At 62.7% G+C, this 25,503-nt stretch carries 29 protein-coding genes; 16 read left to right on the top strand and 13 right to left on the bottom strand.

Features of this window, described 5'->3' with window-relative positions:
• Nucleotides 1-64: 64 nt before the first annotated feature.
• Nucleotides 65-1,477 carry a circularly permuted type 2 ATP-grasp protein gene (locus EB230_RS19765; RefSeq protein WP_056576849.1) on the bottom strand — a complete coding sequence of 471 codons (1,413 nt, stop codon included), beginning with the start codon at nucleotides 1,475-1,477 and terminating at the stop codon, nucleotides 65-67.
• Between the two features lie 170 nt (nucleotides 1,478-1,647).
• A complete protein-coding gene (locus EB230_RS19760) occupies nucleotides 1,648-1,884 on the bottom strand; it encodes an Lrp/AsnC family transcriptional regulator (RefSeq protein WP_010909609.1) in 237 nt (78 codons plus the stop codon).
• Nucleotides 1,885-2,137: 253 nt separating this feature from the next.
• Here EB230_RS19760 and EB230_RS19755 point away from each other — a divergent pair, with 253 nt between their 5' ends.
• Nucleotides 2,138-2,557 (top strand): DUF4864 domain-containing protein, encoded by a 420-nt coding sequence (locus EB230_RS19755; protein WP_056576845.1) that lies wholly within the window; start codon nucleotides 2,138-2,140, stop codon nucleotides 2,555-2,557.
• Between the two features lie 4 nt (nucleotides 2,558-2,561).
• On the opposite strand, the gene tgt is transcribed toward EB230_RS19755, so the two are convergent.
• The 7 genes from tgt to coaD are packed head-to-tail and all read right to left on the bottom strand — an operon-like array spanning nucleotide 2,562 to nucleotide 7,141.
• Nucleotides 2,562-3,692, bottom strand: a complete 1,131-nt coding sequence (tgt, locus tag EB230_RS19750) for a tRNA guanosine(34) transglycosylase Tgt (protein ID WP_056576842.1) — start codon at nucleotides 3,690-3,692, stop codon at nucleotides 2,562-2,564.
• Nucleotides 3,685-3,954 carry a hypothetical protein gene (locus EB230_RS19745; RefSeq protein WP_056576839.1) on the bottom strand — a complete coding sequence of 90 codons (270 nt, stop codon included), beginning with the start codon at nucleotides 3,952-3,954 and terminating at the stop codon, nucleotides 3,685-3,687. Before EB230_RS19745 ends, tgt begins: the two co-directional genes overlap by 8 nt.
• Nucleotides 3,944-5,032, bottom strand: a complete 1,089-nt coding sequence (gene queA, locus EB230_RS19740) for a tRNA preQ1(34) S-adenosylmethionine ribosyltransferase-isomerase QueA (protein ID WP_056576836.1) — start codon at nucleotides 5,030-5,032, stop codon at nucleotides 3,944-3,946. The genes EB230_RS19745 and queA overlap by 11 nt, the downstream gene beginning before the upstream one ends.
• Nucleotides 5,032-5,481: a DMT family transporter gene (locus EB230_RS19735; RefSeq protein WP_056576832.1), complete on the bottom strand. Its 450-nt coding sequence runs from the start codon at nucleotides 5,479-5,481 to the stop codon at nucleotides 5,032-5,034. Before EB230_RS19735 ends, queA begins: the two co-directional genes overlap by 1 nt.
• A gap of 12 nt (nucleotides 5,482-5,493) precedes the next feature.
• A complete protein-coding gene (locus tag EB230_RS19730) occupies nucleotides 5,494-6,006 on the bottom strand; it encodes a peptidylprolyl isomerase (protein ID WP_056576829.1) in 513 nt (170 codons plus the stop codon).
• A gap of 30 nt (nucleotides 6,007-6,036) precedes the next feature.
• Nucleotides 6,037-6,624, bottom strand: a complete 588-nt coding sequence (locus tag EB230_RS19725) for a peptidylprolyl isomerase (protein ID WP_056576826.1) — start codon at nucleotides 6,622-6,624, stop codon at nucleotides 6,037-6,039.
• Nucleotides 6,625-6,640: 16 nt separating this feature from the next.
• A complete protein-coding gene (gene coaD / locus EB230_RS19720) occupies nucleotides 6,641-7,141 on the bottom strand; it encodes a pantetheine-phosphate adenylyltransferase (protein ID WP_056576824.1) in 501 nt (166 codons plus the stop codon).
• 320 nt (nucleotides 7,142-7,461) lie between these two features.
• Between coaD and EB230_RS19715 the strand changes: the two genes are divergently transcribed.
• Nucleotides 7,462-7,614, top strand: coding sequence for a hypothetical protein (locus tag EB230_RS19715; protein WP_081294748.1), 153 nt, complete (start codon nucleotides 7,462-7,464; stop codon nucleotides 7,612-7,614).
• A gap of 68 nt (nucleotides 7,615-7,682) precedes the next feature.
• Here EB230_RS19715 and gyrA read toward each other — a convergent pair whose 3' ends face one another.
• Nucleotides 7,683-10,487: a DNA gyrase subunit A gene (gyrA, locus tag EB230_RS19710; protein ID WP_056576821.1), complete on the bottom strand. Its 2,805-nt coding sequence runs from the start codon at nucleotides 10,485-10,487 to the stop codon at nucleotides 7,683-7,685.
• Between the two features lie 210 nt (nucleotides 10,488-10,697).
• On the opposite strand from gyrA, the gene EB230_RS19705 reads away from it, so the two are divergent.
• Together EB230_RS19705 and EB230_RS19700 are read left to right on the top strand one after the other, a co-directional pair.
• Nucleotides 10,698-12,401, top strand: a complete 1,704-nt coding sequence (locus EB230_RS19705; RefSeq protein WP_056576818.1) for a SulP family inorganic anion transporter — start codon at nucleotides 10,698-10,700, stop codon at nucleotides 12,399-12,401.
• Nucleotides 12,398-13,021 carry a ParB-like protein gene (locus tag EB230_RS19700; protein ID WP_056576814.1) on the top strand — a complete coding sequence of 208 codons (624 nt, stop codon included), beginning with the start codon at nucleotides 12,398-12,400 and terminating at the stop codon, nucleotides 13,019-13,021. Before EB230_RS19705 ends, EB230_RS19700 begins: the two co-directional genes overlap by 4 nt.
• On the opposite strand, the gene EB230_RS19695 is transcribed toward EB230_RS19700, so the two are convergent.
• Nucleotides 12,985-13,878 carry an AraC family transcriptional regulator gene (locus tag EB230_RS19695; protein WP_056576811.1) on the bottom strand — a complete coding sequence of 298 codons (894 nt, stop codon included), beginning with the start codon at nucleotides 13,876-13,878 and terminating at the stop codon, nucleotides 12,985-12,987. The genes EB230_RS19700 and EB230_RS19695 overlap by 37 nt on opposite strands.
• 85 nt (nucleotides 13,879-13,963) lie before the next feature.
• Here EB230_RS19695 and EB230_RS19690 point away from each other — a divergent pair, with 85 nt between their 5' ends.
• The 3 genes from EB230_RS19690 to EB230_RS19680 all read left to right on the top strand — a co-directional run bounded on the left by EB230_RS19690 (nucleotide 13,964) and on the right by EB230_RS19680 (nucleotide 15,632).
• Nucleotides 13,964-14,491 carry a hypothetical protein gene (locus tag EB230_RS19690; RefSeq protein WP_056576808.1) on the top strand — a complete coding sequence of 176 codons (528 nt, stop codon included), beginning with the start codon at nucleotides 13,964-13,966 and terminating at the stop codon, nucleotides 14,489-14,491.
• Nucleotides 14,492-14,523: 32 nt separating this feature from the next.
• Nucleotides 14,524-14,901 carry a VOC family protein gene (locus EB230_RS19685; protein WP_056577415.1) on the top strand — a complete coding sequence of 126 codons (378 nt, stop codon included), beginning with the start codon at nucleotides 14,524-14,526 and terminating at the stop codon, nucleotides 14,899-14,901.
• Nucleotides 14,902-15,002: 101 nt separating this feature from the next.
• Nucleotides 15,003-15,632, top strand: coding sequence for a MarC family protein (locus EB230_RS19680; protein WP_010909625.1), 630 nt, complete (start codon nucleotides 15,003-15,005; stop codon nucleotides 15,630-15,632).
• A 19-nt stretch (nucleotides 15,633-15,651) separates the two neighbouring features.
• Here EB230_RS19680 and EB230_RS19675 read toward each other — a convergent pair whose 3' ends face one another.
• Together EB230_RS19675 and EB230_RS19670 are read right to left on the bottom strand one after the other, a co-directional pair.
• The gene (locus EB230_RS19675; RefSeq protein WP_065005094.1) at nucleotides 15,652-16,077 is read right to left on the bottom strand and encodes an OsmC family protein; all 426 of its coding nucleotides are present in this window, start codon (nucleotides 16,075-16,077) and stop codon (nucleotides 15,652-15,654) included.
• A 145-nt stretch (nucleotides 16,078-16,222) separates the two neighbouring features.
• Nucleotides 16,223-16,744 carry a single-stranded DNA-binding protein gene (locus EB230_RS19670; protein WP_056576800.1) on the bottom strand — a complete coding sequence of 174 codons (522 nt, stop codon included), beginning with the start codon at nucleotides 16,742-16,744 and terminating at the stop codon, nucleotides 16,223-16,225.
• A 226-nt stretch (nucleotides 16,745-16,970) separates the two neighbouring features.
• On the opposite strand from EB230_RS19670, the gene EB230_RS19665 reads away from it, so the two are divergent.
• The 9 genes from EB230_RS19665 (at nucleotide 16,971) to EB230_RS19625 (ending at nucleotide 25,455) form a co-directional block, all read left to right on the top strand.
• A complete protein-coding gene (locus EB230_RS19665; protein ID WP_015317709.1) occupies nucleotides 16,971-17,285 on the top strand; it encodes a metalloregulator ArsR/SmtB family transcription factor in 315 nt (104 codons plus the stop codon).
• Nucleotides 17,286-17,299: 14 nt separating this feature from the next.
• Complete coding sequence (locus EB230_RS19660; RefSeq protein WP_056576796.1) at nucleotides 17,300-17,776, top strand: SRPBCC domain-containing protein; 477 nt, start codon at nucleotides 17,300-17,302, stop codon at nucleotides 17,774-17,776.
• Between the two features lie 21 nt (nucleotides 17,777-17,797).
• Entirely contained in the window at nucleotides 17,798-18,403 is a 606-nt protein-coding gene (locus tag EB230_RS19655; protein ID WP_056576793.1) for an ATP-dependent Clp protease proteolytic subunit, read from the top strand.
• Between the two features lie 88 nt (nucleotides 18,404-18,491).
• On the top strand, nucleotides 18,492-18,791 hold the full coding sequence (locus EB230_RS19650) for a hypothetical protein (RefSeq protein WP_056576790.1): 300 nt from the start codon (nucleotides 18,492-18,494) through the stop codon (nucleotides 18,789-18,791).
• Nucleotides 18,792-19,493: 702 nt separating this feature from the next.
• The gene (gene uvrA, locus EB230_RS19645) at nucleotides 19,494-22,415 is read left to right on the top strand and encodes an excinuclease ABC subunit UvrA (protein ID WP_056576787.1); all 2,922 of its coding nucleotides are present in this window, start codon (nucleotides 19,494-19,496) and stop codon (nucleotides 22,413-22,415) included.
• A complete protein-coding gene (locus EB230_RS19640; RefSeq protein WP_056576784.1) occupies nucleotides 22,415-22,825 on the top strand; it encodes a DUF302 domain-containing protein in 411 nt (136 codons plus the stop codon). The genes uvrA and EB230_RS19640 overlap by 1 nt, the downstream gene beginning before the upstream one ends.
• A complete protein-coding gene (locus EB230_RS19635; RefSeq protein WP_056576782.1) occupies nucleotides 22,822-23,286 on the top strand; it encodes a GNAT family N-acetyltransferase in 465 nt (154 codons plus the stop codon). Before EB230_RS19640 ends, EB230_RS19635 begins: the two co-directional genes overlap by 4 nt.
• A gap of 43 nt (nucleotides 23,287-23,329) precedes the next feature.
• On the top strand, nucleotides 23,330-24,136 hold the full coding sequence (locus EB230_RS19630; protein WP_056576779.1) for a DUF72 domain-containing protein: 807 nt from the start codon (nucleotides 23,330-23,332) through the stop codon (nucleotides 24,134-24,136).
• A 170-nt stretch (nucleotides 24,137-24,306) separates the two neighbouring features.
• Nucleotides 24,307-25,455 carry a GGDEF domain-containing protein gene (locus EB230_RS19625; RefSeq protein ID WP_056577412.1) on the top strand — a complete coding sequence of 383 codons (1,149 nt, stop codon included), beginning with the start codon at nucleotides 24,307-24,309 and terminating at the stop codon, nucleotides 25,453-25,455.
• Nucleotides 25,456-25,503: the final 48 nt, after the last annotated feature.

Raw genomic sequence — 25,503 nt, 5'->3', positions numbered from 1 at the left:
AATGGAATATGGCATTTCCCGTCCCCTTAATTTCACTACTGCCTACTGACTATTCCCTACTCACTCAGTCATCCAACACCCAGGTATCTTTCGTTCCGCCGCCCTGCGAGGAATTGACCACCAGCGAGCCTTCCTTCAACGCCACGCGCGTCAGGCCACCGGGCACGATCTGGATGCGGTCGGAAACCAGCACGTAGGGCCTGAGATCGACGTGGCGCGGTGCCAGCCCCTTGTCGGTCAGGATCGGGCAGGTCGACAGCGCCAGTGTCGGCTGGGCGATATAGTTCGAAGGCTTCGCGGCCAGTTTCTTGGCGAACGCCTCGCATTCCTTCTTGGTCGCCGCCGGGCCGACCAGCATGCCGTAGCCGCCGGACCCGTGCACTTCCTTGATCACCAGCTCATGGATGTGCTCGAGCACATATTTCAGGCTGTCCGGCTCGGAACAGCGCCACGTCGGGATGTTGCCGAGGATCGCCTTGCGGCCTGTGTAGAATTCGACGATCTCGGGCATGTAGGAATAGATCGCCTTGTCGTCGGCGATACCGGTGCCCGGCGCATTCGCAATGGTGATGTTGCCGGCGCGGTAGACATCCATGATGCCCGGTATGCCGAGGGCCGAATCCGGCCGAAAGGTCAGCGGGTCGAGGAAGGAATCGTCGACGCGGCGGTAAAGCACGTCGATCTGCTTGTAGCCCTCGGTCGTGCGCATCGCGACATGGCCGTCGACGACGCGCAGATCCTGCCCCTCGACCAGTTGCACGCCCATCTGGTCGGCAAGGAAGGCGTGCTCGAAATAGGCCGAGTTGAAACTGCCTGGTGTCAGCACCGCGATGGTCGGCGCGCCCTTGGTGCTCTGCGGCCGCACCGCCGCCAGCGACTGGCGCAGCAGCTGCGGGTAGTTCTCGACCGGCCGCACCTTGATCTTCTGGAACAGCTCTGGGAACAGCTGCATCATCGTCTCGCGGTTCTCCAGCATGTAGGAGACACCCGACGGCGTGCGTGCATTGTCCTCCAGCACGTAGAATTCGTCCTCGCTGATGCGCACGATATCGACGCCGATGATATGGGTGTAGACGCCGGCCGGCGGCCGCACCCCGATCATCTCCGGCAGGAAAGCCTCGTTCCTGGCGATGAGGTCCCTGGGGACACGGCCAGCGCGCAGGATCTCCTGGCGATGGTATATGTCGTCGAGGAAGGCGTTCAGCGCCTGCACGCGCTGCTCGATGCCTTGCGTCAGGCGTCGCCACTCATTGCCCGAAATGATGCGCGGAACGATGTCGAAGGGAATAAGTCTCTCGGACGCCTCTTGCTCGCCGTAGACGGCAAAGGTGATTCCGGTTTTGCGGAAGACGCGTTCGGCGTCCTGCATCTTCTCGGTAAGCCTGGCCGGATCCTGCTCCTTCAGCCAGCGATCATAAGCCGAATACGGTCTTCTCAATCCGGAGACTTCCGGAAGCATTTCATCGAACGCTGCCAATCGCATACTCCCCTGTGACGCCATTTCACTGGCGTCGCCGGAGAAAATCAAGCGCAATCGGTGATTTGGGAGGTCCGGGCGATCAGTATGTCGCGCCTGCCTAAAATTGAGGCAGCTGAAATACGGCCTTGATCAGGCTTTGCCTCGCGCCCGGGCAAATACATTCCCGGCTAGAAGGCACGAAACGTGACGACCGTGAACGTGTCCTTGATGCCGGGGAGAATCTGCACCTTCTCGTTGACGAAGTGGCCGACATCTTCCTCATCGTCGACATAGAATTTGGCGAGCAGATCATAGTTGCCGGCAGTGGAGTAAATCTCCGAGGCGATCTCGGCATCGGCAAGCGCGCTGGCAACCTCATAGGATTTGCCCAGCTCGCATTTGATCTGCACGAAAAACGCCTTCATGGCTTCGTCCCGCTAAACGTCCAAGTCCAAGCGGCCCTTCTGGCAGACTGGAGGCGGCCTTTCAAGCATTGGAATCCGTACTTGGCCGACACGAGCACTGGCCACGGCCTCGCGCGGTCCCGCAACCGGCATGACATTCCGGTGGCGAATATTCGCAATCGGTGAAACCGGGATGCATCGCCAAGCGTATGTTATCGTGGGTCTTCAGACATCATTTTTGAGGGACCCTTCCGAGGAACGACGGAGACAGGCCATGCGCCGCGCTTTTTTCGCATTCGCAGTCATTCCATTCATCTTCATATCCTCGGCCTTTGCCGGCGATGCCGAAATCAAGGCAGGCCAGGCTGTCATCGATGGTCAGTTGAAGGCCCTACTCGCTAATGATGGCGCCAAGGCCTACAGCTTCGCCGCCCCGAACGTGAAGCAGGTGTTCCCGACCGTCGATGCCTTCATGAACATGGTGACCAATGGCTACCCGCCGGTGCGCAAGCCACAGTCCTATGCCTTCGGCAAGGTCGAACAGACGGGCCCGGGTTCAATTGTACAGCAGGTGCTCATCGTCGGCCCCGACGGCAAGGACTACGAGGCCGTCTACACACTGCAGCAGCAGCCCGACGGCACGTTCCAGATTACAGGCTGCAGCTTGCGGGCGTCGAATTCGCTGAGCACTTGAGGTTTTACAGGACGGGGATGTCGCCCCTCGCCCAGCCCTCCGTGATCTCGGCCCCACGCGTCTCGAAGCTCCCGGTCTCGATCCCGGCGCGGATGTCCTGCATCAGCTTCTGGTAGTAGGAAAGATTGTTCCAGGTGAGCAGCATCGCGCCAAGCGCCTCCTGCGAGCGCACGAGATGATGCAGATAGGCACGCGAATAATCCCGCGCCGCCGGGCAGTCGCTTTCCTCGTCCAGCGGGCGCGGGTCGTCCGCATGGCGCGCGTTGCGCAGATTGACCTTGCCGCGCCTTGTATAGGCAAGGCCGTGCCGGCCGGCCCGTGTCGGCATGACGCAATCGAACATGTCGATGCCGCGCGCCACCGATTTCAGGATATCGTCAGGGGTACCGACACCCATGAGATAGCGCGGCTTGTCATCAGGCAGCTCCGGACAGGTGATGTCGAGCATCTCGAGCATCACCGCTTGCGGCTCGCCGACGGCCAAGCCGCCGACCGCATAGCCCTTGAGATCCATCGCGCTCAGCGCCTGCGCCGAACGCACGCGCAGCGCCGCGTTGTCGCCGCCCTGCACGATGCCGAACATCGCCTTTCCGGGCTGGTCGCCGAACGCCACCTTGCAGCGCTCGGCCCAGCGCAGCGACAGCTCCATGGCGCGCTCGATCTCCTTCAACTCAGCTGGCAGCGCCGTGCATTCGTCGAGCTGCATCTGGATATCGGAATCAAGCAGGCCTTGAATCTCGATCGAACGCTCCGGCGACATCTCGTAGGCTGCGCCATCGATATGTGAGCGGAAGGTGACGCCTTTTTCGGTCAGTTTCCTCAGCTTCGACAGTGACATCACCTGAAAACCGCCGCTGTCGGTCAGGATCGGATGCGGCCAGCGGGCGAATTCATGCAGGCCGCCGAGCCGCGCCACGCGCTCGGCGCCCGGCCGCAGCATCAGGTGATAGGTGTTGCCCAGGATGATGTCGGCGCCGACGCCGCGCACCTGTTCCATATACATGGCCTTGACGGTGCCGCCGGTGCCGACGGGCATGAAGGCCGGCGTGCGAATTTCGCCACGCGGCATGTCGATGACACCGCGCCGCGCCTTGCCGTCGGTCGCCAGAACCTTGAAGCTGAACGGCTTAGCCATTGAATTCCTTGTCATGAACCGGCGCTTCAGGCGCCTGCCTGTCGAGCGACTGGCGGTATTGCACGCAGCCGCGCATGAATTTTGGCCAGGGCGGCACGGCGATCGATGGCGCGGTCTTTTCAGGCAGCAGGTCCCACAGATCCGGGTGATGCCAGCAGAGATCATGGCCTGACGTGTCGCGATGCGCGCGAATGCCGGCGCGCAGCTTTTTCACTTCGGCGATCAGGCCTTCGCGATCGAGGGCTTGCAGATCATCGTCCATCGCTCATCTCCGCTCGAAAAAGCAGGCTTGCGTCTCCATAGGAGTAGAACCTGTACCGGTTCGCAATGGCATGCGCATAGGCGCCACGCATCGTGTCGAGACCGCTGAAGGCCGAAACCAGCATGAACAGCGTCGAGCGCGGCAGATGGAAATTGGTCATCAGCATGTCGGCCGTGCGAAAGCGGTAGCCGGGCGTGATGAAGATGTCGGTCGGACCGGACCACGCTGGCACCGTGCCATCTTCACGCGCGGCACTCTCCAGCAGGCGTAGCGAGGTCGTGCCAACGGCAATGATGCGCCCGCCCCTCGCCTTGGCAGCGTTAAGCGCGTCGGCAGTCGCTTCACTGACCGAACCGATCTCGGCATGCATCTTGTGGTCGGCGGTGTCGTCGGCCTTCACCGGCAGGAACGTGCCGGCGCCGACATGCAAGGTCACGAAGTGGCGTTCGACACCCCTGGCGTCGAGAGCCGCGAAAAGCTCCGGCGTGAAATGCAGGCCCGCGGTAGGGGCGGCGACCGCGCCTTCCTCCCTTGCATAGATGGTCTGGTAGTCGGCGCGGTCGCGCTCGTCGTCGTCGCGCTTCAAGGCGATGTAGGGAGGCAGCGGGATGTGGCCGACGGCCTGCAGCGCTTCGTCGAGGAAAGGCCCCGACAGGTCGAAGCCAAGCAGCGCCTCGCCGCCCTCGCCCCTCTCGATCACCGTGGCATCAAGCTGGCCCAGGAAACAGGAATTGCCGTCATGACCGAAATGGATGCGGTCGCCGGCGGCGATACGCTTGCCTGGCCGCATGAAGGCCAGCCAACGGTCCGGCGCCACGCGCATATGCAGTGTCGCTTCGACTTGCGCCGCCGCTTCGCCGCGCCGCCTGACGCCTTTGAGCTGCGCCGGGATGACCTTGGTGTCGTTGAACACCAGCACATCGCCGGCCCTGAGCAGGGATGGCAGGTCGCCAACCGCCTGGTCTTCAAGCTCTTCGCCCGGCTTGACCACCAGCATCTTGGCGCTGTCGCGCGGCTCCGCCGGGCGGAGCGCGATGCGCTCTTCCGGCAGGTCGAAGTCGAAGAGATCGACGCGCATCAGTAGAGCCGGACGAGCAGCGCCCCGACCAGCAGCAGCACCGCGCCGGCGACCCGGCCTAGCGAGATCTCGCGCACCGCGACGCCCAGGAAGCCGACGCGATCGATAAGCATGCCGGCCAGCAGCTGGCCGGCCACGAGGAACGCCATCAAGGCGGCGGCCCCGATGCGCGGCGTGAGAATAGTGGAGAGCGTGACATAGAATCCGCCGAGCATGCCGCCGGCAACGAACAGCCACGGCGCCGGCGCCTTCCAGTCGAGCGAGATTCCTTGCAGCTTCACCACCGTGACGGAGATGATGCCGAGCACGATGGCGCCCGACAGGAACGAGAAGGCAGCGGCCGCGACCGGGAGACCCAGGCCGCGCGCCAGCTGCGAATTGATCGGGGCCTGAATGGCAATGAAGGCGCCGGACAGGATGCCGAGAAGCGACCAGACGACGCCCATCATTGTCGTCTCGCCTTACTTGACGTCCGCCGCGACCTTCAGCGACACGATCTTGTCGGGATCGACAACCGGCTCGCCGCGCTTGATCTTGTCGACATTGTCCATGCCTTCGATGACCTGGCCCCAGACCGTATACTGGCGGTTGAGGAAAGCGGCATCGTCGAAGCAGATGAAGAACTGCGAATTGGCAGAGTTCGGGTTCTGCGCACGCGCCATCGAGCAGGTGCCGCGGCCATGGTTGGCGTTGGAGAACTCAGCCTTCAGGTCCGGCTTGTCGGAACCGCCCATGCCCGCGCGCGAAGGAGCAAAGGTCGGCTTGTTCGAATTGCCGAACTTCACGTCGCCTGTCTGCGCCATGAAGCCGTCGATGACGCGGTGGAAGACCACGCCGTCATAAGCGCCTTCCCTGGCCAGTTCCTTGATGCGGGCGACATGGCCCGGAGCCAGGTCGGGGAAAAGTTCGATGACGACCTTGCCCTTGGTCGTTTCCAGGATGAGCGCGTTCTCGCGGTCCTTGATCTCAGCCATGTCAGATATCCTTTTTCTCAAAAAACAGAATTATTTGTCCGCGGCGATGCGCACCTTGATCATCCGGTCCGGGTCGGTAACCGTACCGTTGTCGGCCTCGTCACCCTTCTTGATCTTGTCCACCAGTTCCATGCCGCTGACGACGTTGCCGACGATGGTGTACTGGCCGTCGAGCGGCGGCGCCGGCGCGAACATGATGAAGAACTGCGAATTGGCGGAGTTCGGATCCTGCGAGCGGGCCATGCCGACCACGCCGCGCTTGTAGTGCTCGGTCTGAGAGAACTCGGCAGGCAGGTCCGGCAGGTCCGAACCGCCGGTGCCGACGGCCTGCGAGTTGAAACCCTTCTTCATGTTGCCGAACTTGACGTCGCCGGTCTGCGCCATGAAGCCGTCGATCACGCGGTGGAAGGCGACATTGTCATAGGCATGGTCACGCACGAGCTTCTTGATCTGCGCGACATGCTTGGGCGCCAGGTCGGGCCGCAGCGCGATCGTGACGTCGCCGTCCTTCAGCGTGATGATCATGGTGTTTTCGGGATCGGCGGCATAGGCGGAAACGGAAGCGGTCAAAAGACCGGCGAGCACGACAAGGAACGAGGCGAGCCTTTTCAGCTGCATGTATTTTCTCCGAGGCTTATTTCGCGAATTTGGCGGTGAGCGCGCCAGCAACTGCCGCCGGCACGAAGGGGCGGATGTTGCCGCCCATCGAGGCTATCTGCCGTACAAGTGTGGCGGTAATGGTGCGCACCGACGGGCTGGCGGGCAGAAAGACCGTCTGCAATTCAGGCGCCATGGTCTCGTTCATGCCGGCCATCTGCATCTCGTAGTCGAGATCGGTACCGTCGCGTAGCCCGCGGATCATGATCGAGGCGCCCTGCTTCCTCGCAGCATCGATGACAAGCCCGTCGAAGGCGACCACCCGGATGCGGGCGCCATCGCTGCCAAATTCGGCTTTCGTGGCGGCTTCGATCAACTGGACCCGTTCCTCGAAGGAGAACAGCGGCTTCTTGCCGGGATGAATGCCAATCGCGGCATAGACGATGTCGGCAACCGCCAGCGACGCCTTCAGCACATCGAGATGGCCGTTGGTCAGCGGGTCGAAGGAGCCGGCATAAAGGGCGATGCGTTCGGTCATGGCGGAGCTTCTAATGCATGATCCCAAAAAGTGGAAACCGGTTTTTGCGGACAAACGGTTTTTCGTTTGTCCTGGAGATCATGCTCAAATGAAAGCTTGAGCCTGTTTCATCTTCAGTCCACCAAGATGGAACAGGCTCTAGCGAGCCTCTCTCACAAAGGCAAACCCGATGGCGGGCGGGCCGTGAACCTTTTCCGGCGCATGAACGACAGATGAACAAGCTGATCACCAAGCCTTCACGCAGCGTTCATTAGATTGCACCTTAATAAGATGAAACCAAAATCCCATCTATCCGTTGTAAGGCGCAGGAGAACACGCAAATGCTGATCTACATGCTCGCCACCGCAATGACCGTCGCCATGCTGATCGCCACCGTTTTCGGGCTGCATCAAGAGGCACAACGCGTCCGCGTCAAGGCAACCGTCAAGCGCTTCGAAGGCTTCGGCCCGCGCAAGCCGTATCGTCACTACTAAGTCATTCCAGACTTCCTGCCGCGCCGGCCAATGGGCCGGCGTTGCTATGTCAAAAACCGGTCCAGGACTTACTCGGGACCATCCGAGCCAGTAGCCGTCACCGGACCGGACTCTACGCCACCCTCGACGGCCTCTTCGCTCTCCTCGTCCGCTTGCGGCTCCGAGATCCGCTCGACAGAAACCACCTTCTCACCCTCAGCCGTATTGAAGATGGTCACGCCCTTGGTGGCGCGGCTGGCGAAACGGATGCCGTTGACCGGCACCCGGATGACGGTCCCGCCATCCGACACCAGCATGATCTGGTCGTCATTCCCGACCGGGAAGGTCGCCACCAGCCGGCCGATCTCGGCCGCCTTCGACACGTCGGTGGCCCGGATGCCCTTGCCACCGCGTCCGGTCAGACGGAAATCGTAGGAAGACGAGCGCTTGCCGTAGCCGTATTCGGTAACCGTCAGCACGTACTGCTCGTGCGCCTTGAGGAACTCGTAGCGCTCGTCGGAAAGCTCCGTCTCCTCGCCGACCTCTTCATTGGTCAGCGCGATTTCTTCCTCTTCGCCGGCCGCGATACCGGCGGCAAGCCGCCGTTCGGCTGCTGCCCGCTTGAGATAGGCGGCGCGTTCGGCCGGCGACGCATCGACACTCTCGATCACCGACATGGAGATGATGCGGTCGGTCTCGGCCATGGTGATGCCGCGCACGCCGACAGAGTTGCGGCTCTGGAACACGCGCACGTCGCCGACCGAGAAGCGGATGCACTGGCCGGAACTCGCGGTCAAAAGCACGTCGTCATTGTCGGTGCAGGTCTCGACGCCGAGGATCTCGTCGCCTTCCTCCTCCAGTTTCATGGCGATCTTGCCATTGCGGTTGACCTGGACGAAATCGGACAGCTTGTTGCGGCGCACGGTGCCGCGCGTGGTGGCGAACATCACGTCGAGTTCGCCCCAGCTCGTTTCGTCCTCGGGCAGCGGCATGATCGTGGTGATGCGCTCGCCCTGCTCCAGCGGAAGCATGTTGATCAGCGCCTTGCCGCGTGATTGCGGATTGCCGATCGGCAGCCGCCAGACCTTTTCCTTGTAGACGATGCCGCGTGAAGAGAAGAACAGTACCGGCGTATGCGTGTTGGCCACGAACAGCCGGGTGACGAAATCCTCTTCCTTGGTCGACATGCCGGAGCGGCCCTTGCCGCCGCGGCGCTGCGCCCGGTACAGCGACAGCGGCACGCGCTTGATGTAGCCGGAGTGGCTCACCGTCACGACCATGTCCTCACGCTGGATCAGGTCCTCGTCTTCCATGTCCGCGCCGCCGTCGGTGAGTTCGGTGCGGCGTGGCGTACCGAACTCGTCGCGCACTGCGGCGAGTTCGTCCTTGACGATCTGCTGGACACGCGCGCGCGACGACAGGATGTCGAGGTAGTCCTTGATCTCGTCGCCGATCGTGTTCAACTCGTCGGCGATTTCATCGCGGCCGAGCGCGGTCAGGCGCTGCAGGCGCAACTCAAGAATGGCGCGCGCCTGCTCCTCGGAGAGATTGTAGGTGCCGTCCTCGTTGATGCGGTGGCGCGGATCGTCGATCAGAAGAATCAGCGATTCGACATCACCCGCGGGCCAGCGCCGCTCCATCAACTGCTCGCGCGCCGTCTGCGGATCCGGCGCGGTGCGGATCAGCTTGATGACCTCGTCGATATTGGCAACGGCGATGGCGAGACCAACCAGCACATGCGCGCGGTCTCGCGCCTTGCGCAGCAGGAATTTCGTCCGCCTTGTGATGACCTCTTCGCGGAAGGAGACGAACGCCTTCAGCATGTCGGTCAGGGTCAGCAGTTCCGGCTTGCCGCCATTCAGCGCCACCATATTGGCGCCGAAAGAAGACTGCAGCGGCGTGAACCGGTAAAGCTGGTTGAGGATGACATCGGCGACGGCGTCGCGCTTCAGCTCGATGACGACGCGATAGCCCTGGCGGTCGCTTTCGTCACGGATGTCGGAAATGCCCTCGATGCGCTTGTCGCGCACCAGCTCGGCCATCTTCTCGATCATCGAGGCCTTGTTCACCTGGTAGGGAACCTCGGTGATGATGATCGATTCACGGTCATTGCCGCGCTGCTCGATGTTGACCTTGCCGCGCATCACGATGGAGCCACGGCCGGTCGAATAGGCGCTGTAGATGCCGGAACGGCCGAGCACGATGCCGCCGGTCGGGAAATCAGGGCCCGGAATGATCTCCATCAGCGCCGGCAGGTCAATCGCCGGATTGTCGATGACGGCGATGGCGCCATTGCAGACTTCGCCAAGATTGTGCGGCGGGATGTTGGTGGCCATGCCGACGGCGATACCGCCGGAGCCATTGACCAGCAGATTGGGAAAGCGCGCCGGCAGGACCTTCGGCTCGGTGTCCGAGGCATCATAAGTGTCCTGGAAATCGACGGTGTCCTTGTCGATATCCTCCAGCAGTTCATGCGCGACCTTGGTCAGCCGCGACTCGGTGTAGCGCATCGCCGCCGGCGGATCGCCGTCGATCGAGCCGAAATTGCCCTGCCCGTCGATCAGCGGCACGCGCAGCGACCAATCCTGCGCCATGCGTACCAAGGCATCATAGATCGAGGCGTCGCCATGCGGATGGTATTTACCCATCACGTCGGCCACCGGGCGCGCCGACTTCACATATTTGCGGTTCCAGTGGTAGCCGCTCTCATGCGCCGCGTAGAGGATGCGGCGATGGACAGGCTTCAGGCCATCGCGCACATCGGGCAGCGCACGGCTGACGATCACGCTCATGGCGTACGAGAGATACGAGCTCTGCATCTCCTCGATGATGGAGATGGGCTCGATGCCGGTAGGGCCGCCGTCGGCGCCGCGCGGTGTCTTTTGGTCGGTCAAATCGGATCACAATCTAATCAGGAATCACTGACCGCTTATATAGGAAGCGCAGCCGAAACTCCAATGTTAGCGGCACTTTTCCAGTGTCATTTTTGGTGGTAATTTCAAAAGGATACCGCTGATTGCGACGATATGGCCACAACGCTTTTCGCCGCCACAAGGCAAAAGCCGGCAATGGACCGATTTCCCCAAGCGAAAGCCGCAAGTACGATGAATCGGAGCCGCTGGCTGCCTTTGCGAGCGTTGAGCGGCTGGCAGCCTCGGGATCTCAATGGCGATCTGGTCGCGGGTTTGACACTGGCCGCGATCGCCATTCCCGAGCAGATGGCAACGGCCCGGCTCGGCGGCTTTGCTCCCGAGGTCGGGTTCTTCGCTTTTGTCGCCGGTTCGGTGGCGTTTGCCCTGTTTGGCGCCAATCGCCACCTCTCGGTTGGAGCGGATTCGACCATCACGCCACTGTTTGCCGGCAGCCTGGCGCTGCTCGCCACATCCGGCTCGCCGCATTATCTGGCCCTGGCAGCCATGCTGGCCTTGATGGTCGGGGCGATCGTGACGCTGAGCGGCATCTTTCGCCTCGGCTGGATCGCCGATCTCCTCTCGGTGCCGGTCACAACTGGCTTTTTGGCCGGCATCGCCGTCCACATCATCGTCTCGCAAATGCCAGGGCTGCTCGGCCTGCCTGCCGAGAGCGGTGAGACCTTGCGGCGTATCGGCGAGATTGCCGGCAGTCTCCATCTCACCAATCCCTGGGCCCTCGGGCTCGGCCTCGGCGTGTTCGCGATCGTGTTCTGCTCGGAACGGATCAGCGCCCGCATCCCTGGCGCCCTGATCGGCATGGTGCTTGCCACGCTTGCGGTCGTCGCCTTCGACCTCGGGGATCGCGGCGTCGAGGTGCTTGGCGCGCTGCCAAACGGTCTGCCGCGAGCCTACTTGCCGGAGGCCGGCCTCAAAGATGTGCAGGCGCTCGTTCCGCTGGCTCTGCTGATCGCCATCGTCGTCATGGTGCAGACGGCCGCCACCTCGCGTTCCTTTGCCTCGCAACCGGACGATGCACCCGACGTCAACCGCGATTTCGTCGGCGCCGGCGCCGGCAGCATCGCGTCCGGCCTGTTCGGCGCCTTTGCCGTCAACGCCAGCCCGCCGCGCACGGCAATCGTTTCCCAGTCGGGCGGCCGCTCGCAACTGTCCGGCCTCATTGCCGCGGCCATCGTGCTGGCGCTCGGCGCCTTCGGCGGCAGTCTGCTCGCCAATGTTCCGCAGGCAGCCCTTGCCGGCGTCCTGATGTTCGTTGCCCAGCACATACTGCGATGGAAGGTGTTCGCCAGCGTCTACCGGCAGGCGCCGGTCGAATTCGCCTTGATCCTGATCACGATGGCGGCGATCGTCGTGTTACCTATCGAGACCGGCGTGGCAGTCGGCATCGGCCTGTCGCTGTTGCACGGGATCTGGAGCGCAACCCAGACGCAGCCGATCGAGCTCGAACAAGTGCCGGGGACCTCCGTCTGGTGGCCGCCCGGCAAGCCAGGTGCCGGCGAGCAGCTCCCAGGCGTTCTGGTCGCGGCCTTCCAGGCGCCGCTGTCCTTCGTCAATGCCGACCGTTTCAAGCGCGGCCTTTGCGATCTCGTCGATGCCAGGAACGAAACAGTGAAACTGGTCGTGCTGGAGGCCAGCAATATCGTCGAAATCGACTACACCGCCGCCCAGGCCCTGATCGACACCATCCTTCATTGCCGCAAGGCGGGCGCGGTCTTTGCAATCGCGCGTCTGGAATCGCTGCGCGCCCAGGCGGCCCTGGCGCGGTTCGGCATCGCTGAAATGGTCGGCACGAAACACATATTCCACAGCGTCGACGCGGCGATCAAATCACTTGGTCCGGGGCAACAGCAGCAGCAAGAACAGGATGGAGTGCCATGATCGACCCCCGAGAACCCATTGTCACGCCGGTTCCCGTCGAGGACTTGCGGCCGACGCAGATAACGGTCGGCATGCGGGAAGTTGCGTTGAAACGCCAGATGATCCGGGAACAGGACGCCAAGAAGAAGACCGGCGCTTTTCTCGGCAGACACATGGTGCCCGTCGTATTGGGTCCCAAAAATCGAAACTACGTCACCGATCACCATCACCTCGCTCGCGCCCTGCTCGAAGAAGGCGTCAAGGACGTGCTAGTGACCGTGATCAGCGACCTGTCCGCGCTTGACAAGGACGCGTTTCTTTTCGTGCTCGACAACAGAGGCTGGATGCACCCGTTCGATGAGAACGGCCGCCGCCGCGACTACTCGGCAATTCCAAAGACAATCGGCGAGTTGATCGATGATCCCTATAGAAGCATGGCCGGCGAGTTGCGCCGGCAAGGCGGCTTCGCCAAGGACACGACGCCGTTCAGCGAATTCATCTGGGCGGATTTCCTTCGCCGGCGCATCGATCGCAATGCGGTTGCGAAGAATTTCGACAAGGCGATGAAGGAGGCGTTGACGCTCGCCAAGGGCAAGGACGCGGACTATCTGCCGGGCTGGTGCGGACCGACCTCGGATTGAGCTTGTCTCCGTCGAGGCACCCGCATGCCGGTGCTGTCTGACCGGCGGGCGCGATAATCGCGTGGCGTCTCGCCCATGACGCGTCGAAACCGGCGGTTGAAAGTCGACAGGTCGTTGAAACCGGCGTCGAAGGCTATCGCCGAGATCGCATCGTCCGACAGGCGCAGCCGCACCGCCGCCCGGTGCAGCCGGGTCTTGAGCAGGAACTGGTAGGGCGTCATGCCGGCAACCTGCCGGAAAATGCGCAGGAAATGATAGGGACTGGTCGCCGCCCCATCCGCCAGTGCGGACAGCGAAACCGGCCCGTCGGCATCCAGCTCGATCCGCCGCACCGCTTCCGCCACTCGTTTCTGATCGCGGCGGCTTGGCGTGCGCAGGACAGGCGTGGCGCCGGAAACCGTGGCCACGGCGGCACCCGCGAAGCGCAGGGAAAGTTCCTCGAAGGCATCCTTATCGGCCATGTCGCGCGCGGCTTCCGCCTCGGCCAGCAGCGGTGCCAAGGCCGGCAAGGGCGGCAGGCGCGGCGCCTCGAAGGTGAGGGTTCGGGCGCCCGGCACGTTGGCGACGATCCGTTCCATATAGGCCGGCCCGAAATGGAACGAGAGGCAACGGTCGCCGCTGCCATGCTCGTGCCCGCATTCATAGCATGTACCGGGATTGCCGAGCAGCAATGCGCCCGGCGACAGCATGGCGGTGCCTTGCCGCGCGCGGTAGCGGAACGTGCCGCTGGTGACCGCCGCGACGCAGAAATCCTGATGGGCCTCCTCGAACGGCCGGTCGCCGGCACCGGCCGTGCAGATCACGTCCGCGACGTGCCAGCCGGGTCCGGATGCAAGAGTGCGGGTCGTCGCCGTCATGGCCGAAATATAGCAATTTTTCCCAAGCCCAGAACCCCGTCAGCGCCTACTCCTCCAGGTCTCCTGACAGAAAGAGGCCGCAGCCATGTTCGACCCCTTCGCCGAAGCCTTGCACAGTCCCGGACCGATGGTCGGGCTTGCCGAAAAACTGAACCTTTACGGCCGCTTCGTCGGCGCCTGGACCTTCGACGCCTCACGCCACCTTGAGGACGGCACCGTGCTGACCGGACGCGGCGAGGTGCATTTCGGCTGGGTGCTGGAAGGCCGCGCCATCCAGGATGTCTGGATCCTGCCCGCGCGGAACAGCGGTTCCCAGCCTTCCCTGGGCAAGTGGACATTCTACGGCACGACGCTGCGGGTCTATGATCCCGGCGCGGACGCCTGGCACATCTTCTGGAGCGATCCACGCAACACGTATTTCAGCCGCCAGCTCGGCCGTGCCGAGGGCGACACGATCGTGCAGCTCGGCGCCGACGGCACCGGCTCCTCGCTGCGCTGGAGTTTTTCGCGGATCACCGAGAACTCCTTTCGATGGCTCGGCGAGCGCTCGCACGACGGCGCGGACTGGCACCTCGAAGTCGAGTTCTTGGCGCGCCGTCAATCTGCAAGATGACGCCGCAACACGTTGTACCAATGGAGAAAACCATGTTCGACCATATTTCGATCGGCTTTCGCGACAGCAATGCCTCGAAGCGCTTCTATGACGCAGCGCAGAGGCCTCTCGGCTACAGCTGTCTCAGCCAGTCACCGGGTTCGCTCGGTTATGGCGCCCACAGCGTCGCGCTATGGGTCAACGAGGCGGCACGGCCGGTGCCGGCGGACGGAAAATCCGGCCTGCATTTCTGCTTCGCCGCGCCAACGCGGGCCAGCGTCGATGCCTTCCATACCGGTGCGTTGCGCGAAGGCGGAAGCGACAATGGCGGTCCGGGTCTGCGCGCCGACTATGGTGAAAATTACTATGCCGCCTTTGTCGTGGACCCGGACGGCTATCGCCTGGAGGCCTATTGCGACGCCGCCGGCTAGCCTTGCCGGGAGCCCGTGCTTTCGCGGTCCTGACTGTTTCCACCGGCCGGGCTTTGCTCTACCAATGTGGAGCGGGCTCGGCCCGGCGGGAGGGATCAGCGATGCCGAGTTTCGACAGCCTGTTCAATGCCTTCGTCACCATTCTCGTGACCATCGATCCGCCCGGGCTGGCGCCATTGTTCCTCGCCGTGACACGCGGCATGAACCGCGAGGAGCGCCAGCAGGTTTCGGTGCGTGCCTCGGTCATCGGCTTCCTGGTGATGGCGCTGTTCGCGGTTGCGGGCGCCTCCATCCTGTCGGTGTTCGGCATCACCCTGCCGGCCTTCCGCGTTGCCGGCGGTTTTCTGCTCTTCTTCATCGCCTTCGAAATGGTGTTCGAGCGTCGCCAGGACCGCAAGGAGAAGATCGGCGACGTCGCCATCACCAAGGACATGATCCACAACATCGCCGCCTTCCCGCTGGCGATCCCGCTGATCGCAGGCCCCGGCGCGATTTCGGCGACCGTGCTGCTCTCCGGCTCGTTTCAGGGCTTTGCCGCGCAGGCAGCACTCGTCGGCATCATCTTCGTCTGCCTGGCCATCACCTATCTGGTGTTCGTGCTGTCTGAACGCATCGACCGCATCCTCGGCCAGACCGGCCGCTCGATCCTGACCCGCCTGCTCGGCGTCATCCTGGCCGCGCTGGCCGTGCAGTTCGTGGCCGACGGCATCAAGGCATTGATGGCGGGATGAGCGGCAGCCCCCTACTGCCTTACTTCGCCGACGTGTCTACAACCTCGAAATCATGCGTGATCATGGCCGTCTTGGCCATCATCGCCGAGGCCGAGCAGTATTTTTCGATCGACAGGTCGATCGCCCGCTTGACCTTGTCGGGCGAGAGCGCCCTGCCCTTGACGATGAAATGCATGTGGATGCGCGTGAACACCTTTGGCTCGGTCTCGGCCCGGTCGGCATCGAGCTCGACCACGCAGTCCTCAACCGCCTCACGGCCCTTTTCCAGGATGTGCACGACATCATAGGCCGAACAGCCGCCGGTGCCGATCAGCACCAGTTCCATCGGGCTCGGCCCCGGAGTCTTGCCTTCAGGTCCGAATGCCGTTCCCAGCACCAGCTTGTGACCGCTGCCGGACTCACCGACGAAGGTGCGCTCCTCGACCCACTTTACCCGTGCCTTCACCGTCCTATCCTTTCAGTCCCAGATCGCGCCTGCTGTCAGGCCAATCAACAACGCAAAACCCCGAAAGTCCATCAGGACCCTCGGGGCGTATCGATCACGTAACGTCAGCCATCTGGCGACGTCAGCCGTTCGGCATTGCTATCGATCAGAACGGGATCTCGTCATCCAGCTCGCGCGACGAACCGCCGCCACCGCCGCCCCTGGGGGCGCCGCCGCCACGGTTGAAGCTTTCGTTCGGGCCGGACTGGCCGAAATCGGAACCACGGCTGCTGCCGCCACCGGAATAACCGCCGACCTGGCCACCCTCGCCCTGGCCGCGCGCGTCGAGCATCTGCAGTTCGCCACGGAATTTCTGCAGCACGACTTCCGTCGTGTACTTGTCGGCGCCGGTCTGGTCCTGCCATTTGCGCGTCTGCAACTGGCCCTCGACATAGACCTTCATGCCCTTCTTCAGATACTGCTCGGCCACCTTGGCGATGCCCTCATTGAAGATGACGACATTGTGCCACTCGGTCTTTTCCTTGCGCTCGCCGGAATTCTTGTCGCGCCAGCTCTCCGACGTGGCGATGCGGATGTTCACGACCGGCTCGCCCGAGTTCAGGCGACGGATTTCCGGATCCGCGCCAAGATTGCCGACCAGAATGACCTTGTTGACGCTACCCGCCATGTTTTTTCTCCGCGCTCATCCGAAACAAATTTTTGTCGCAGCACCTTACAGGCTGCGCACGTCCGCCGCCTGCTAAGGCTGGCTTTTCCCACAAGGTTTTTGTTCCCTTTTCGTTCCTATATGCACTGCTGCTGATTGTCAAGGAATGGCAGCAATGCCCGGAGCTTTCATATGGGTTTCAAAACAGCGCTTGCCAAATCAATAAGTATCGACTTATGCTTTTCTCATGATCGAAGCAGAGATTTTCCGCGCCCTGGCCGACCCGACACGCCGCGCCGTCTTCGAGCGCCTCGCGACGAGCGAGATGAGCGTGTCGGAATTGCGCAGCGGCCTGACTGTGTCGCAGCCGGCCGTCTCGCAGCATCTGGCGGTGCTGCGCGGCGCCGGCCTCGTGGTCGAGCGGCGGGCCGGCCGCAACGCCTATTACCGCGCCGATCCGCAGGGGCTTGCCCCCTTGCTCTCCTGGATCGAACGCTACCGGACCTTCTGGCCGGAGCGCATCGAAAGGTTGAAGACGGTTTTGAAGGACATGGATCAGTGAAGGAAGTCGGATCAATGAACGCCGAAAGCCAAAGCGAAGCCGCCTCGGATGTGCTCGAGTTCGAATACGACCTTGCGGAGCCGCCGGAAAAGGTTTGGCGAGCGCTGACGGTGCCGGAACTGCTCGCCGCCTGGATGATGCCCAACGACATCACGCCGGAAATCGGCAACCGTTTTGCCTTCGCCGCGACGGACGCTGTGATCGAGTGCGAAATCCTTGACGCCGAGCCCGAACGCCTGCTGCGCTATTCCTGGCGAGAGCAGGCGGGCGGCGCCGCGCGCCAGGATCCACTCGACAGCGTCGTCACCTTCACGCTCGCCCGAACAGTTTCCGGCGGCACGCATCTGCGCATCGTCCATGACGGATTTTCCCGCAAGGCGATGCCTGCCGTTGTCATGGCGGGTGCCGGCTGCCGGCTTTCGCTCGGGCTGCGCGGGGCCGCAAAGCCCATCGCGGCGAACACACCGCGCCTTGTGCCGCGTGCGGCCTGAACACGGAAATCGGAGAAGAAAATGAGTGGTATTGCCAGTCTGGTGCCGATGGTGATCGAGCAATCGAGCCGCGGCGAACGCGCCTTCGACATTTTCTCGCGGCTCCTGCGCGAGCGCATCGTCTTCATCAATGGCGAGATCAACGACGACGTCTCGGCGCTGGTCTGCGCGCAGCTTTTGTCGCTGGAGTCGGACAATCCCGACAAGGAGATCTCGCTCTACATCAACTCGCCGGGCGGCGTGGTGACCAGCGGCTTTGCCATCTACGACACGATGCAATATGTCAGCTGCCCGGTATCGACCGTGTGCATGGGTTTTGCCGCCTCGATGGGTTCGTTCCTGCTGATGGCGGGCACGCCGGGACGCCGCATCGCGCTGCCGAACGCCACCATCCTTCTGCATCAGCCGCTGGGCGGCTTCCAGGGCCAGGCTTCCGACATACAGCGCCATGCCGAGCGGATCGGCAAGACCAAACGCCATATGGCTGAACTCTATGCCCAGCATTGCGGCCGCAGCTATGAGGAGGTCGAACGCACGCTGGACCGCGACCATTTCATGACCGCCCGCGAGGCCCAGGCATGGGGCATTGTCGACCACGTTTTCGATACGCGCAAAAAGGCGGCGTAAGCGCAAGCCAGATCGGAGTCCCGCCACATGTCGAAGATTTGACGACACCGGTCTGGTTCCGGGGACGGCTCGTCCCTATAATCCGGGGATGATCGACACTTATTCGCCCAGGACGTCGCATCGCGTCATCGCCGCCGTGGTGTTCACTTTCGCCAGCCTGGTGAGCGGCATGGCACTCGCCGACGACGGCTTAGCGCAGGCAAAGAAAGGCGCCCTGCCCGGCGTGGCCGGCGATTATCGCATCGCCAAGCCGGCTCCCCAGCCGGAACCGGACGATGCGTTCCCCAGCAACGGGAACGGCACGTTCAAGATCGGCGATACCGATGTCAGGATTTCCGGCAGCATCACGGTCGATATGGCCACGGGTGGGTTTAAGCCCCCGAGGTGAGCAGCCCTCCGCCAGGGCCAGTTCAGCCATTTCCTCAAAAGAACAGCCCCGCCGTGCCTTGGGCAAACGGACGGGGCTTTTCTGGATCTCAAATCCATTTTTTGCCGGGAGTATACTGCCGGCGTTTGATTTCGGATGCTTCGCGGCGTCAGCCGACGATCCGACTGGCAGTCTCTGATTTTTAGGGAATACGGCAAGTCACGGTTTGCCGGGTGGCGCAAACGCTAAACCCTGGCACTTATGCCTGCCGCGGCTCCAACGAGACGTGGAGCCCTTGGGGACTATCCGGTGGCGTCATGCTCCGCTCCTGTGTCCGTTGCGACATTGCCGTCGCGAAGCGCAAATCGCAAATGCCTGCGGCGTCTCGCAGGCCGCCTTGGGGCGGCGAGGCCATCGAAAGACGGCCGGCTTCGCTGACTGCACGAGACTGCTCCCGTGAGCGGGCTGCGTCAACCATCAATAGCCGGTTACGGAAAAATGTGATCGAAGGGAGGTTACGTCCCGGTCAGTTTCTGCACAGCTTTGTCAGGAGCGTGTTCAGCCTTTGTTCTTTCCGCTTGCCCGTTCGCGCGAAAGGCGGTTAAACGACTTCTGTCGGGAATTGTGGCGTCTCTCGACGTGGCGGCAAAAACACCTACATAGGGGATGGCCGGGAAAATCCCGCCAATCCCACGAATTCCAGATCTGAGGCGGCGACCGGCGATGGCCGACCATAAATTCCTTTCCATTCGCGGGGCGCGCGAACACAATCTCAAGAACGTCGATCTCGACCTGCCGCGTGACAGTCTGATCGTCATGACCGGCCTGTCCGGCTCGGGCAAATCGTCGCTCGCCTTCGACACCATCTATGCCGAAGGCCAGCGCCGCTATGTCGAGAGCCTGTCGGCCTATGCCAGGCAATTCCTCGAAATGATGCAGAAGCCGGATGTCGACCAGATCGACGGCCTGTCGCCTGCCATCTCCATCGAGCAGAAGACCACCTCGAAGAATCCGCGCTCGACGGTCGGTACCGTCACCGAGATCTACGACTATATGCGCCTGCTGTTTGCCCGTGTCGGCGTGCCCTATTCGCCGGCCACCGGCCTGCCGATCGAGAGCCAGACGGTCAGCCAGATGGTCGACCGGGTGTTGGCGCTCGAGGAAGGCACGCGCCTGTTCCTGCTGGCGCCGATCGTGCGCGGCCGCAAGGGCGAGTACCGCAAGGAACTCCTGGAACTGCAGAAGAAGGGGTTTCAGCGCGTCAAGGTCGACGGCGTCTTCTACGAGATCGCCGATGTTCCGGCGCTCGATAAAAAATACAAGCACGACATCGACGTCGTCGTCGACCGCATCGTGGTGCGTGGCGATCTGGCAACCCGCCTCGCGGACTCCATCGAAACAGCGTTGAAGCTCGCCGAGGGGCTGGCGGTGGCGGAGTTCGCCGACAAGCCGCTCGATTCCAGCCAGACCGGCGAGGATTCGGTGAACAAGTCGAAGAACGAGACGCATGAGCGCATCCTGTTCTCGGAAAAATTCGCCTGTCCGGTGTCGGGCTTCACCATTCCCGAGATCGAGCCGCGCCTGTTCTCGTTCAACAATCCGTTCGGCGCCTGCCCGACCTGCGATGGCCTCGGCAGCCAGCGCGCCATCGATCCCAATCTCGTCGTACCCGACGAGAACGTGTCGCTGCGCGACGGCGCCGTCAGCCCGTGGGCGAAGTCGACCTCGCCTTATTACGTGCAGACGCTCGAGGCCTTGGGCAAGGCTTACGGCTTCAAGCTCGGCGACAAGTTCAAGGATTTGAGCGCGGAAGCACAGGACGCGATCCTGCGCGGCACCGGCGAGCGGGAAGTTACTTTCCAGTATGATGACGGGCTGCGCTCCTACAAGACCACCAAGACCTTCGAAGGCGTCATTCCCAATCTTGAACGTCGCTGGAAGGAGACCGAATCCGCCTGGATGCGCGAGGAGATCGAGCGCTTCATGTCGGCGACGCCCTGCCCCGTGTGCAAAGGCTATCGGCTGAAGCCCGAGGCGCTGGCGGTGAAGATCGGCGGCAAGCATATCGGCGAAGTCACCGAACAGTCGATCCGCAAGGCCGACCAGTGGTTCACCGACCTGCCGGCCCAGCTCAACGACAAGCAGAACGAGATCGCGGTCAGGGTGCTGAAGGAAATCCGTGAACGGCTCCGCTTCCTCAACGATGTCGGGCTCGACTATCTGACGCTGTCGCGCAATTCCGGCACGCTGTCGGGCGGCGAGAGCCAGCGTATCCGGTTGGCGTCGCAGATCGGTTCCGGCCTCACCGGCGTGCTTTATGTGCTGGACGAGCCGTCGATCGGCCTGCACCAGCGCGACAACACGCGCCTGCTCGATACGCTGAAGCACCTGCGCGACATCGGCAACACGGTGATCGTCGTCGAGCATGACGAGGACGCCATACTGCATGCCGACTATGTCGTCGACATGGGACCGGCGGCCGGCATCCATGGCGGCGAGATCATCGCCCAGGGCACGCCGCAGCAGGTGATGGCCAACCCCAATTCGATCACCGGCAAGTATCTGTCGGGCGCGCTTGAGGTCGCCACCCCTGGTGTTCGGCGTGAGGCGAAAAAAAACCGGCGCCTGAAGATCGTCGGCGCGCGCGGCAACAATCTGAAGAACGTCACCGCTGAAATCCCGCTCGGCACCTTCACCGCCGTCACCGGCGTGTCGGGCGGCGGCAAGTCGACCTTCCTGATCGAGACGCTGTTCAAGGCGGCCTCGCGCCGCATCATGGGTTCGCGCGAGCATCCGGCCGAGCATGATCGCATCGAGGGCCTCGAATTCCTCGACAAGGTCATCGACATCGACCAGTCGCCGATCGGGCGGACACCGCGTTCGAACCCCGCCACCTATACCGGCGCCTTCACGCCGATCCGCGACTGGTTCGCCGGCCTGCCGGAGGCCAAGGCGCGCGGCTACCAGCCCGGCCGCTTCTCCTTCAACGTCAAGGGCGGCCGCTGCGAGGCCTGCCAGGGCGACGGCGTCATCAAGATCGAGATGCACTTCCTGCCCGACGTCTACGTCACCTGCGATGTCTGCCACGGCAAGCGCTACAACCGCGAAACGCTCGATGTCCTGTTCAAGGGCAAGTCGATCGCGGACGTGCTCGACATGACGGTCGAGGAAGGTGTCGATTTCTTTGCCGCCGTGCCCGGTGTGCGCGACAAGCTCGACACGCTGAAGCAGGTCGGCCTCGGCTACATCCATATCGGCCAGCAGGCGACGACGCTTTCGGGCGGTGAAGCGCAGCGCATCAAGCTGGCCAAGGAATTGTCGCGCAAGGCGACCGGCAAGACGCTTTACATTCTCGACGAGCCGACCACCGGCCTGCATTTCCACGACGTCGCCAAGCTGTTGGAAGTGCTGCATGAACTGGTCGACCAAGGCAATACGGTGGTGGTCATCGAGCACAATCTCGAAGTGATCAAGACCGCCGACTGGGTGCTCGATCTCGGTCCCGAAGGCGGCGACGGCGGCGGCGAACTGGTTGCCTCGGGCACGCCGGAAGCGATCGTGCGCGAGAAGCGCAGCTACACCGGCCAATTCCTCAAGGAATTGCTGGAGCGGCGCCCCGGAGGCAAGCGCGAAGCGGCTGAGTGATGGCGGAGGATGGTCTCATCACGGCCCAGAGCCGTTTTGGCGTGACCGAAACCATCGATCGCCTCGCCGAGGCGATCGAGCGATCCGGACTGCATGTGTTCACTCGCATCGATCATGCAGCCGGCGCACGCGATGTCGGCGCCTCGCTGCGGCCGACAGAGTTGCTGATTTTCGGCAACCCCAGAGGTGGCACACCACTGATGCAGGACAGGCAACTTGCCGGCATCGACCTGCCGTTGAAGGCGCTGGCCTGGGAGGATGAGGACGGCAAGATCTGGCTGTCCTACAATGATCCGCACTGGATCGCCGAGCGCCATGGCCTGGGCGAAACCAGCCGCGCCACGGTCGCGGCTATGGCTGCCGGCATGAAAAAGATGATCGCCGCTGCCGCTGGAATGGATCAATCATGAGGCTTGCGCGCTCCGAAGATCTCGCCGCGATCGTCAAGCTGACGGAAGCAGCCTACGCTCCCTACAACGCGATACTCGACGCGCCGCCGATCCCGGTGACCGAGGACTATGCGCCGCGCATCGCCAACGGCGAGGTCTGGCTGCTGGAGAGCGGCGGCGAACTTGCCGGAGTGATCACGCTGGAGCGGCATGAGGATCACGCGATGATCTTCTCCGTCGCTGTGTCGCCCGCCTTCCAGGGCAAGGGGTTCGGTATCGCATTGCTGAGACACGCCGACGAGCAGACGCGCTTGTGGGGCCTGCCGGAGATACGGCTCTACACCAATGCGAAAATGCAACGGAACATCGCGCTCTATCTCGCTTACGGCTATCGCGAAACGGGTCACCGACCCAACCCTTGCAGGCCAGGATGGGTACTGGTCGACATGGCAAAACCGGTCGGCGAAACCACGACGGTCTGATTTTTCTGAATTTGGCCAGACTTCTGCACTCGGGAGGACCACAATGAGCAAATCGGGAACAATCCGCTCCGGCATGGGCGGCTGGACCTTCGAGCCCTGGGACACGTCCTTCTATCCAGACAAGCTTTCGAAAGCCAAGCAGTTGCAATACGCCAGCCGGCAGGTGCCGAGCATCGAGGTCAACGGCACCTATTATTCCAGCTTCAAGGAGCCGACCTTCGTCAAGTGGGCCAGCGAGGCACCGGACGGCTTTGTCTATTCGCTGAAAGGCAACCGCTTCGTCACAAACCGGCGTGTGCTGGGCGAAGCCGGTGAATCGATGATGCGCTTCCTGGGTTCCGGCGTTGCCGCGCTCGGCGACAAGCTCGGTCCAATCCTGTGGCAGTTCGCGCCAACCAAGAAATTCGATCCGGACGATTTCGAAGCCTTTTTGAAACTGCTGCCGGAAAAGCAGGATGGTGTCGCCCTTCGCCATGCACTCGAAGTGCGCAATGACAGTTTCATCGTGCCGGAATTCCCCGCGCTCGCGCGCAAATACAAAGCGGCGATCGTCTATGCCGACCATGCCAAATATCCTGATATCGCCGATGTGACCGGCGATTTCATTTACGTCCGGCTGCAGACCGGCTCGGACGACAATCCCGACTGCTATACGCCGAAGGCGCTCGACGAATGGGCGGCACGTGCAAGGATCTGGGCGGAAGGAAGGCAGCCGGCCGATTTGCGGCGTGCCGACCCCGCCACCGACGCTCCGGTCCAGCCGCGCGACGTGTTCGTCTACTTCATCACCGAGGGCAAGGTGCGCGCGCCTTTTGGGGCGATGGCGCTGATGAAACGCGTGGCGGACTGACGAGCAACGGGCCGCATGCCGTAGGCGTAACCTATGCGTTTTGCGCTTGGCAAAGCGCCTTTTGATGGCATCTTCGCCCCCATCGTAACCTTATCGACACTTCCTTGCTGCATGAATGCGGCGACGCCAAGCCGCAGAGATGGAACCGCCGCCGGCAAGGAAAGAGGGGCATGTCGCTGGACTACACTTCGCTTCTGCTAGCTGTCGGGTTCTCCGCGGCCTGCCTTAGCCTGACATTGTTCGGCATGTGGCTAACCGCTCGCTCCGAGCGTTTCCTGCTGACATGGGCAATCAGCCTCGTGTTCGTGGTCGGCGATATCTTCTTCTATGACGCCTATATCGACATGCCCGGGCGGCTGCTCGGCCTCGCCGCGCTGGGTTTCCTGCTGATCGGCTTTTCAACCATGCTGGGCGCTGCCTATCAGTTCAGAACGGGCGATTCACCGGTCGGGCGAACGCTGTTGGGTTGTCTTTCGCTGGTGGTGACGCTGCCTCCCATGGCGCTGGGCTATGACGGGCTGGGCTTCATATTCGAGAACTCCTTCGCGGCCTTGCTTCTGTTTGCTACCGCATTCGAATATTGGAGGTGCCGGAACGAGGCTCCTGCCCTGACGATCGGCATCACCGCGCTCTATTTGGCCACCGCCACGTCTTTCGCGCTCTGCGCCATGGTTCTTGCCTGGGATGGAAAACTGGTCCTGGGGCACGCGCCGAGCAACTGGGCGGAGGAACTGAGCCTCATCGTGGTCATCGCCAGCATGACGGGGATCGGTGCCCTGTCGCTTGCGCTCAATCAGGGTCGTCTGGCGAGGCACCACCGCCGTGATGCCCTGACCGATCCCTTGACCGGGCTGCTCAACCGGCGCGCCCTGTTCGACCTGCATGGCAATGTCCCGGTCGGCGCCTTTACCGCTGTGGTCGTCTTCGACCTCGACAACTTCAAGGCGATCAACGACGAATACGGCCACGCGGCGGGTGACGAGGTGTTGAAAGTTTTCGCCGGGGAACTCGCCGGCAATCTTCGCCAGGCCGACGTGGCGGCGCGCATGGGCGGCGAGGAATTCGCGCTGGTGTTGAAGCGCACTCTGCCGGAGACGGTTGAAGAAACCGCAGAGCGCATCCGGACCGCTTTCGCGACGCGCTTGATTGAGACCGAAAACGGTTCCCTGACCTGCACGGTCAGTGCCGGCTTTGCATTCGGCAGCAAGGAAGGCCTCAGCTTCGACAAGGTGCTCAGCGCCGCCGACAAGGCGCTCTACGACGCCAAGCGTGGCGGCCGCAACCGCGTCACGGCCTCGCCACTCCGACGCGCGGGCTGACCGCGCGTACCAATACCGAGCCTGTGGTTGTGGGTAGGCAAAGGCGGC

The organism is Mesorhizobium sp. NZP2234 (genome assembly GCF_013170765.1).
GTDB lineage: Bacteria > Pseudomonadota > Alphaproteobacteria > Rhizobiales > Rhizobiaceae > Mesorhizobium > Mesorhizobium loti_D.
The sequence above is the reverse complement of the archived record's forward strand: the minus strand, read 5'-3'. Positions and strand labels throughout refer to the sequence as shown.

Coding starts and splice junctions, on each gene's coding strand:
- EB230_RS19760 (WP_010909609.1), bottom strand. CDS start 1,884: ATGAAGGCGTTTTTCGTGCAGATCAAATGCGAGCTGGGCAAATCCTAT.
- EB230_RS19755 (WP_056576845.1), top strand. CDS start 2,138: ATGCGCCGCGCTTTTTTCGCATTCGCAGTCATTCCATTCATCTTCATA.
- tgt (WP_056576842.1), bottom strand. CDS start 3,692: ATGGCTAAGCCGTTCAGCTTCAAGGTTCTGGCGACCGACGGCAAGGCG.
- EB230_RS19745 (WP_056576839.1), bottom strand. CDS start 3,954: ATGGACGATGATCTGCAAGCCCTCGATCGCGAAGGCCTGATCGCCGAA.
- queA (WP_056576836.1), bottom strand. CDS start 5,032: ATGCGCGTCGATCTCTTCGACTTCGACCTGCCGGAAGAGCGCATCGCG.
- EB230_RS19735 (WP_056576832.1), bottom strand. CDS start 5,481: ATGATGGGCGTCGTCTGGTCGCTTCTCGGCATCCTGTCCGGCGCCTTC.
- EB230_RS19730 (WP_056576829.1), bottom strand. CDS start 6,006: ATGGCTGAGATCAAGGACCGCGAGAACGCGCTCATCCTGGAAACGACC.
- EB230_RS19725 (WP_056576826.1), bottom strand. CDS start 6,624: ATGCAGCTGAAAAGGCTCGCCTCGTTCCTTGTCGTGCTCGCCGGTCTT.
- coaD (WP_056576824.1), bottom strand. CDS start 7,141: ATGACCGAACGCATCGCCCTTTATGCCGGCTCCTTCGACCCGCTGACC.
- EB230_RS19715 (WP_081294748.1), top strand. CDS start 7,462: ATGCTGATCTACATGCTCGCCACCGCAATGACCGTCGCCATGCTGATC.
- EB230_RS19705 (WP_056576818.1), top strand. CDS start 10,698: ATGAATCGGAGCCGCTGGCTGCCTTTGCGAGCGTTGAGCGGCTGGCAG.
- EB230_RS19700 (WP_056576814.1), top strand. CDS start 12,398: ATGATCGACCCCCGAGAACCCATTGTCACGCCGGTTCCCGTCGAGGAC.
- EB230_RS19695 (WP_056576811.1), bottom strand. CDS start 13,878: ATGACGGCGACGACCCGCACTCTTGCATCCGGACCCGGCTGGCACGTC.
- EB230_RS19690 (WP_056576808.1), top strand. CDS start 13,964: ATGTTCGACCCCTTCGCCGAAGCCTTGCACAGTCCCGGACCGATGGTC.
- EB230_RS19685 (WP_056577415.1), top strand. CDS start 14,524: ATGTTCGACCATATTTCGATCGGCTTTCGCGACAGCAATGCCTCGAAG.
- EB230_RS19680 (WP_010909625.1), top strand. CDS start 15,003: ATGCCGAGTTTCGACAGCCTGTTCAATGCCTTCGTCACCATTCTCGTG.
- EB230_RS19670 (WP_056576800.1), bottom strand. CDS start 16,744: ATGGCGGGTAGCGTCAACAAGGTCATTCTGGTCGGCAATCTTGGCGCG.
- EB230_RS19665 (WP_015317709.1), top strand. CDS start 16,971: ATGATCGAAGCAGAGATTTTCCGCGCCCTGGCCGACCCGACACGCCGC.
- EB230_RS19660 (WP_056576796.1), top strand. CDS start 17,300: ATGAACGCCGAAAGCCAAAGCGAAGCCGCCTCGGATGTGCTCGAGTTC.
- EB230_RS19655 (WP_056576793.1), top strand. CDS start 17,798: ATGAGTGGTATTGCCAGTCTGGTGCCGATGGTGATCGAGCAATCGAGC.
- EB230_RS19650 (WP_056576790.1), top strand. CDS start 18,492: ATGATCGACACTTATTCGCCCAGGACGTCGCATCGCGTCATCGCCGCC.
- uvrA (WP_056576787.1), top strand. CDS start 19,494: ATGGCCGACCATAAATTCCTTTCCATTCGCGGGGCGCGCGAACACAAT.
- EB230_RS19640 (WP_056576784.1), top strand. CDS start 22,415: ATGGCGGAGGATGGTCTCATCACGGCCCAGAGCCGTTTTGGCGTGACC.
- EB230_RS19635 (WP_056576782.1), top strand. CDS start 22,822: ATGAGGCTTGCGCGCTCCGAAGATCTCGCCGCGATCGTCAAGCTGACG.
- EB230_RS19630 (WP_056576779.1), top strand. CDS start 23,330: ATGAGCAAATCGGGAACAATCCGCTCCGGCATGGGCGGCTGGACCTTC.
- EB230_RS19625 (WP_056577412.1), top strand. CDS start 24,307: ATGTCGCTGGACTACACTTCGCTTCTGCTAGCTGTCGGGTTCTCCGCG.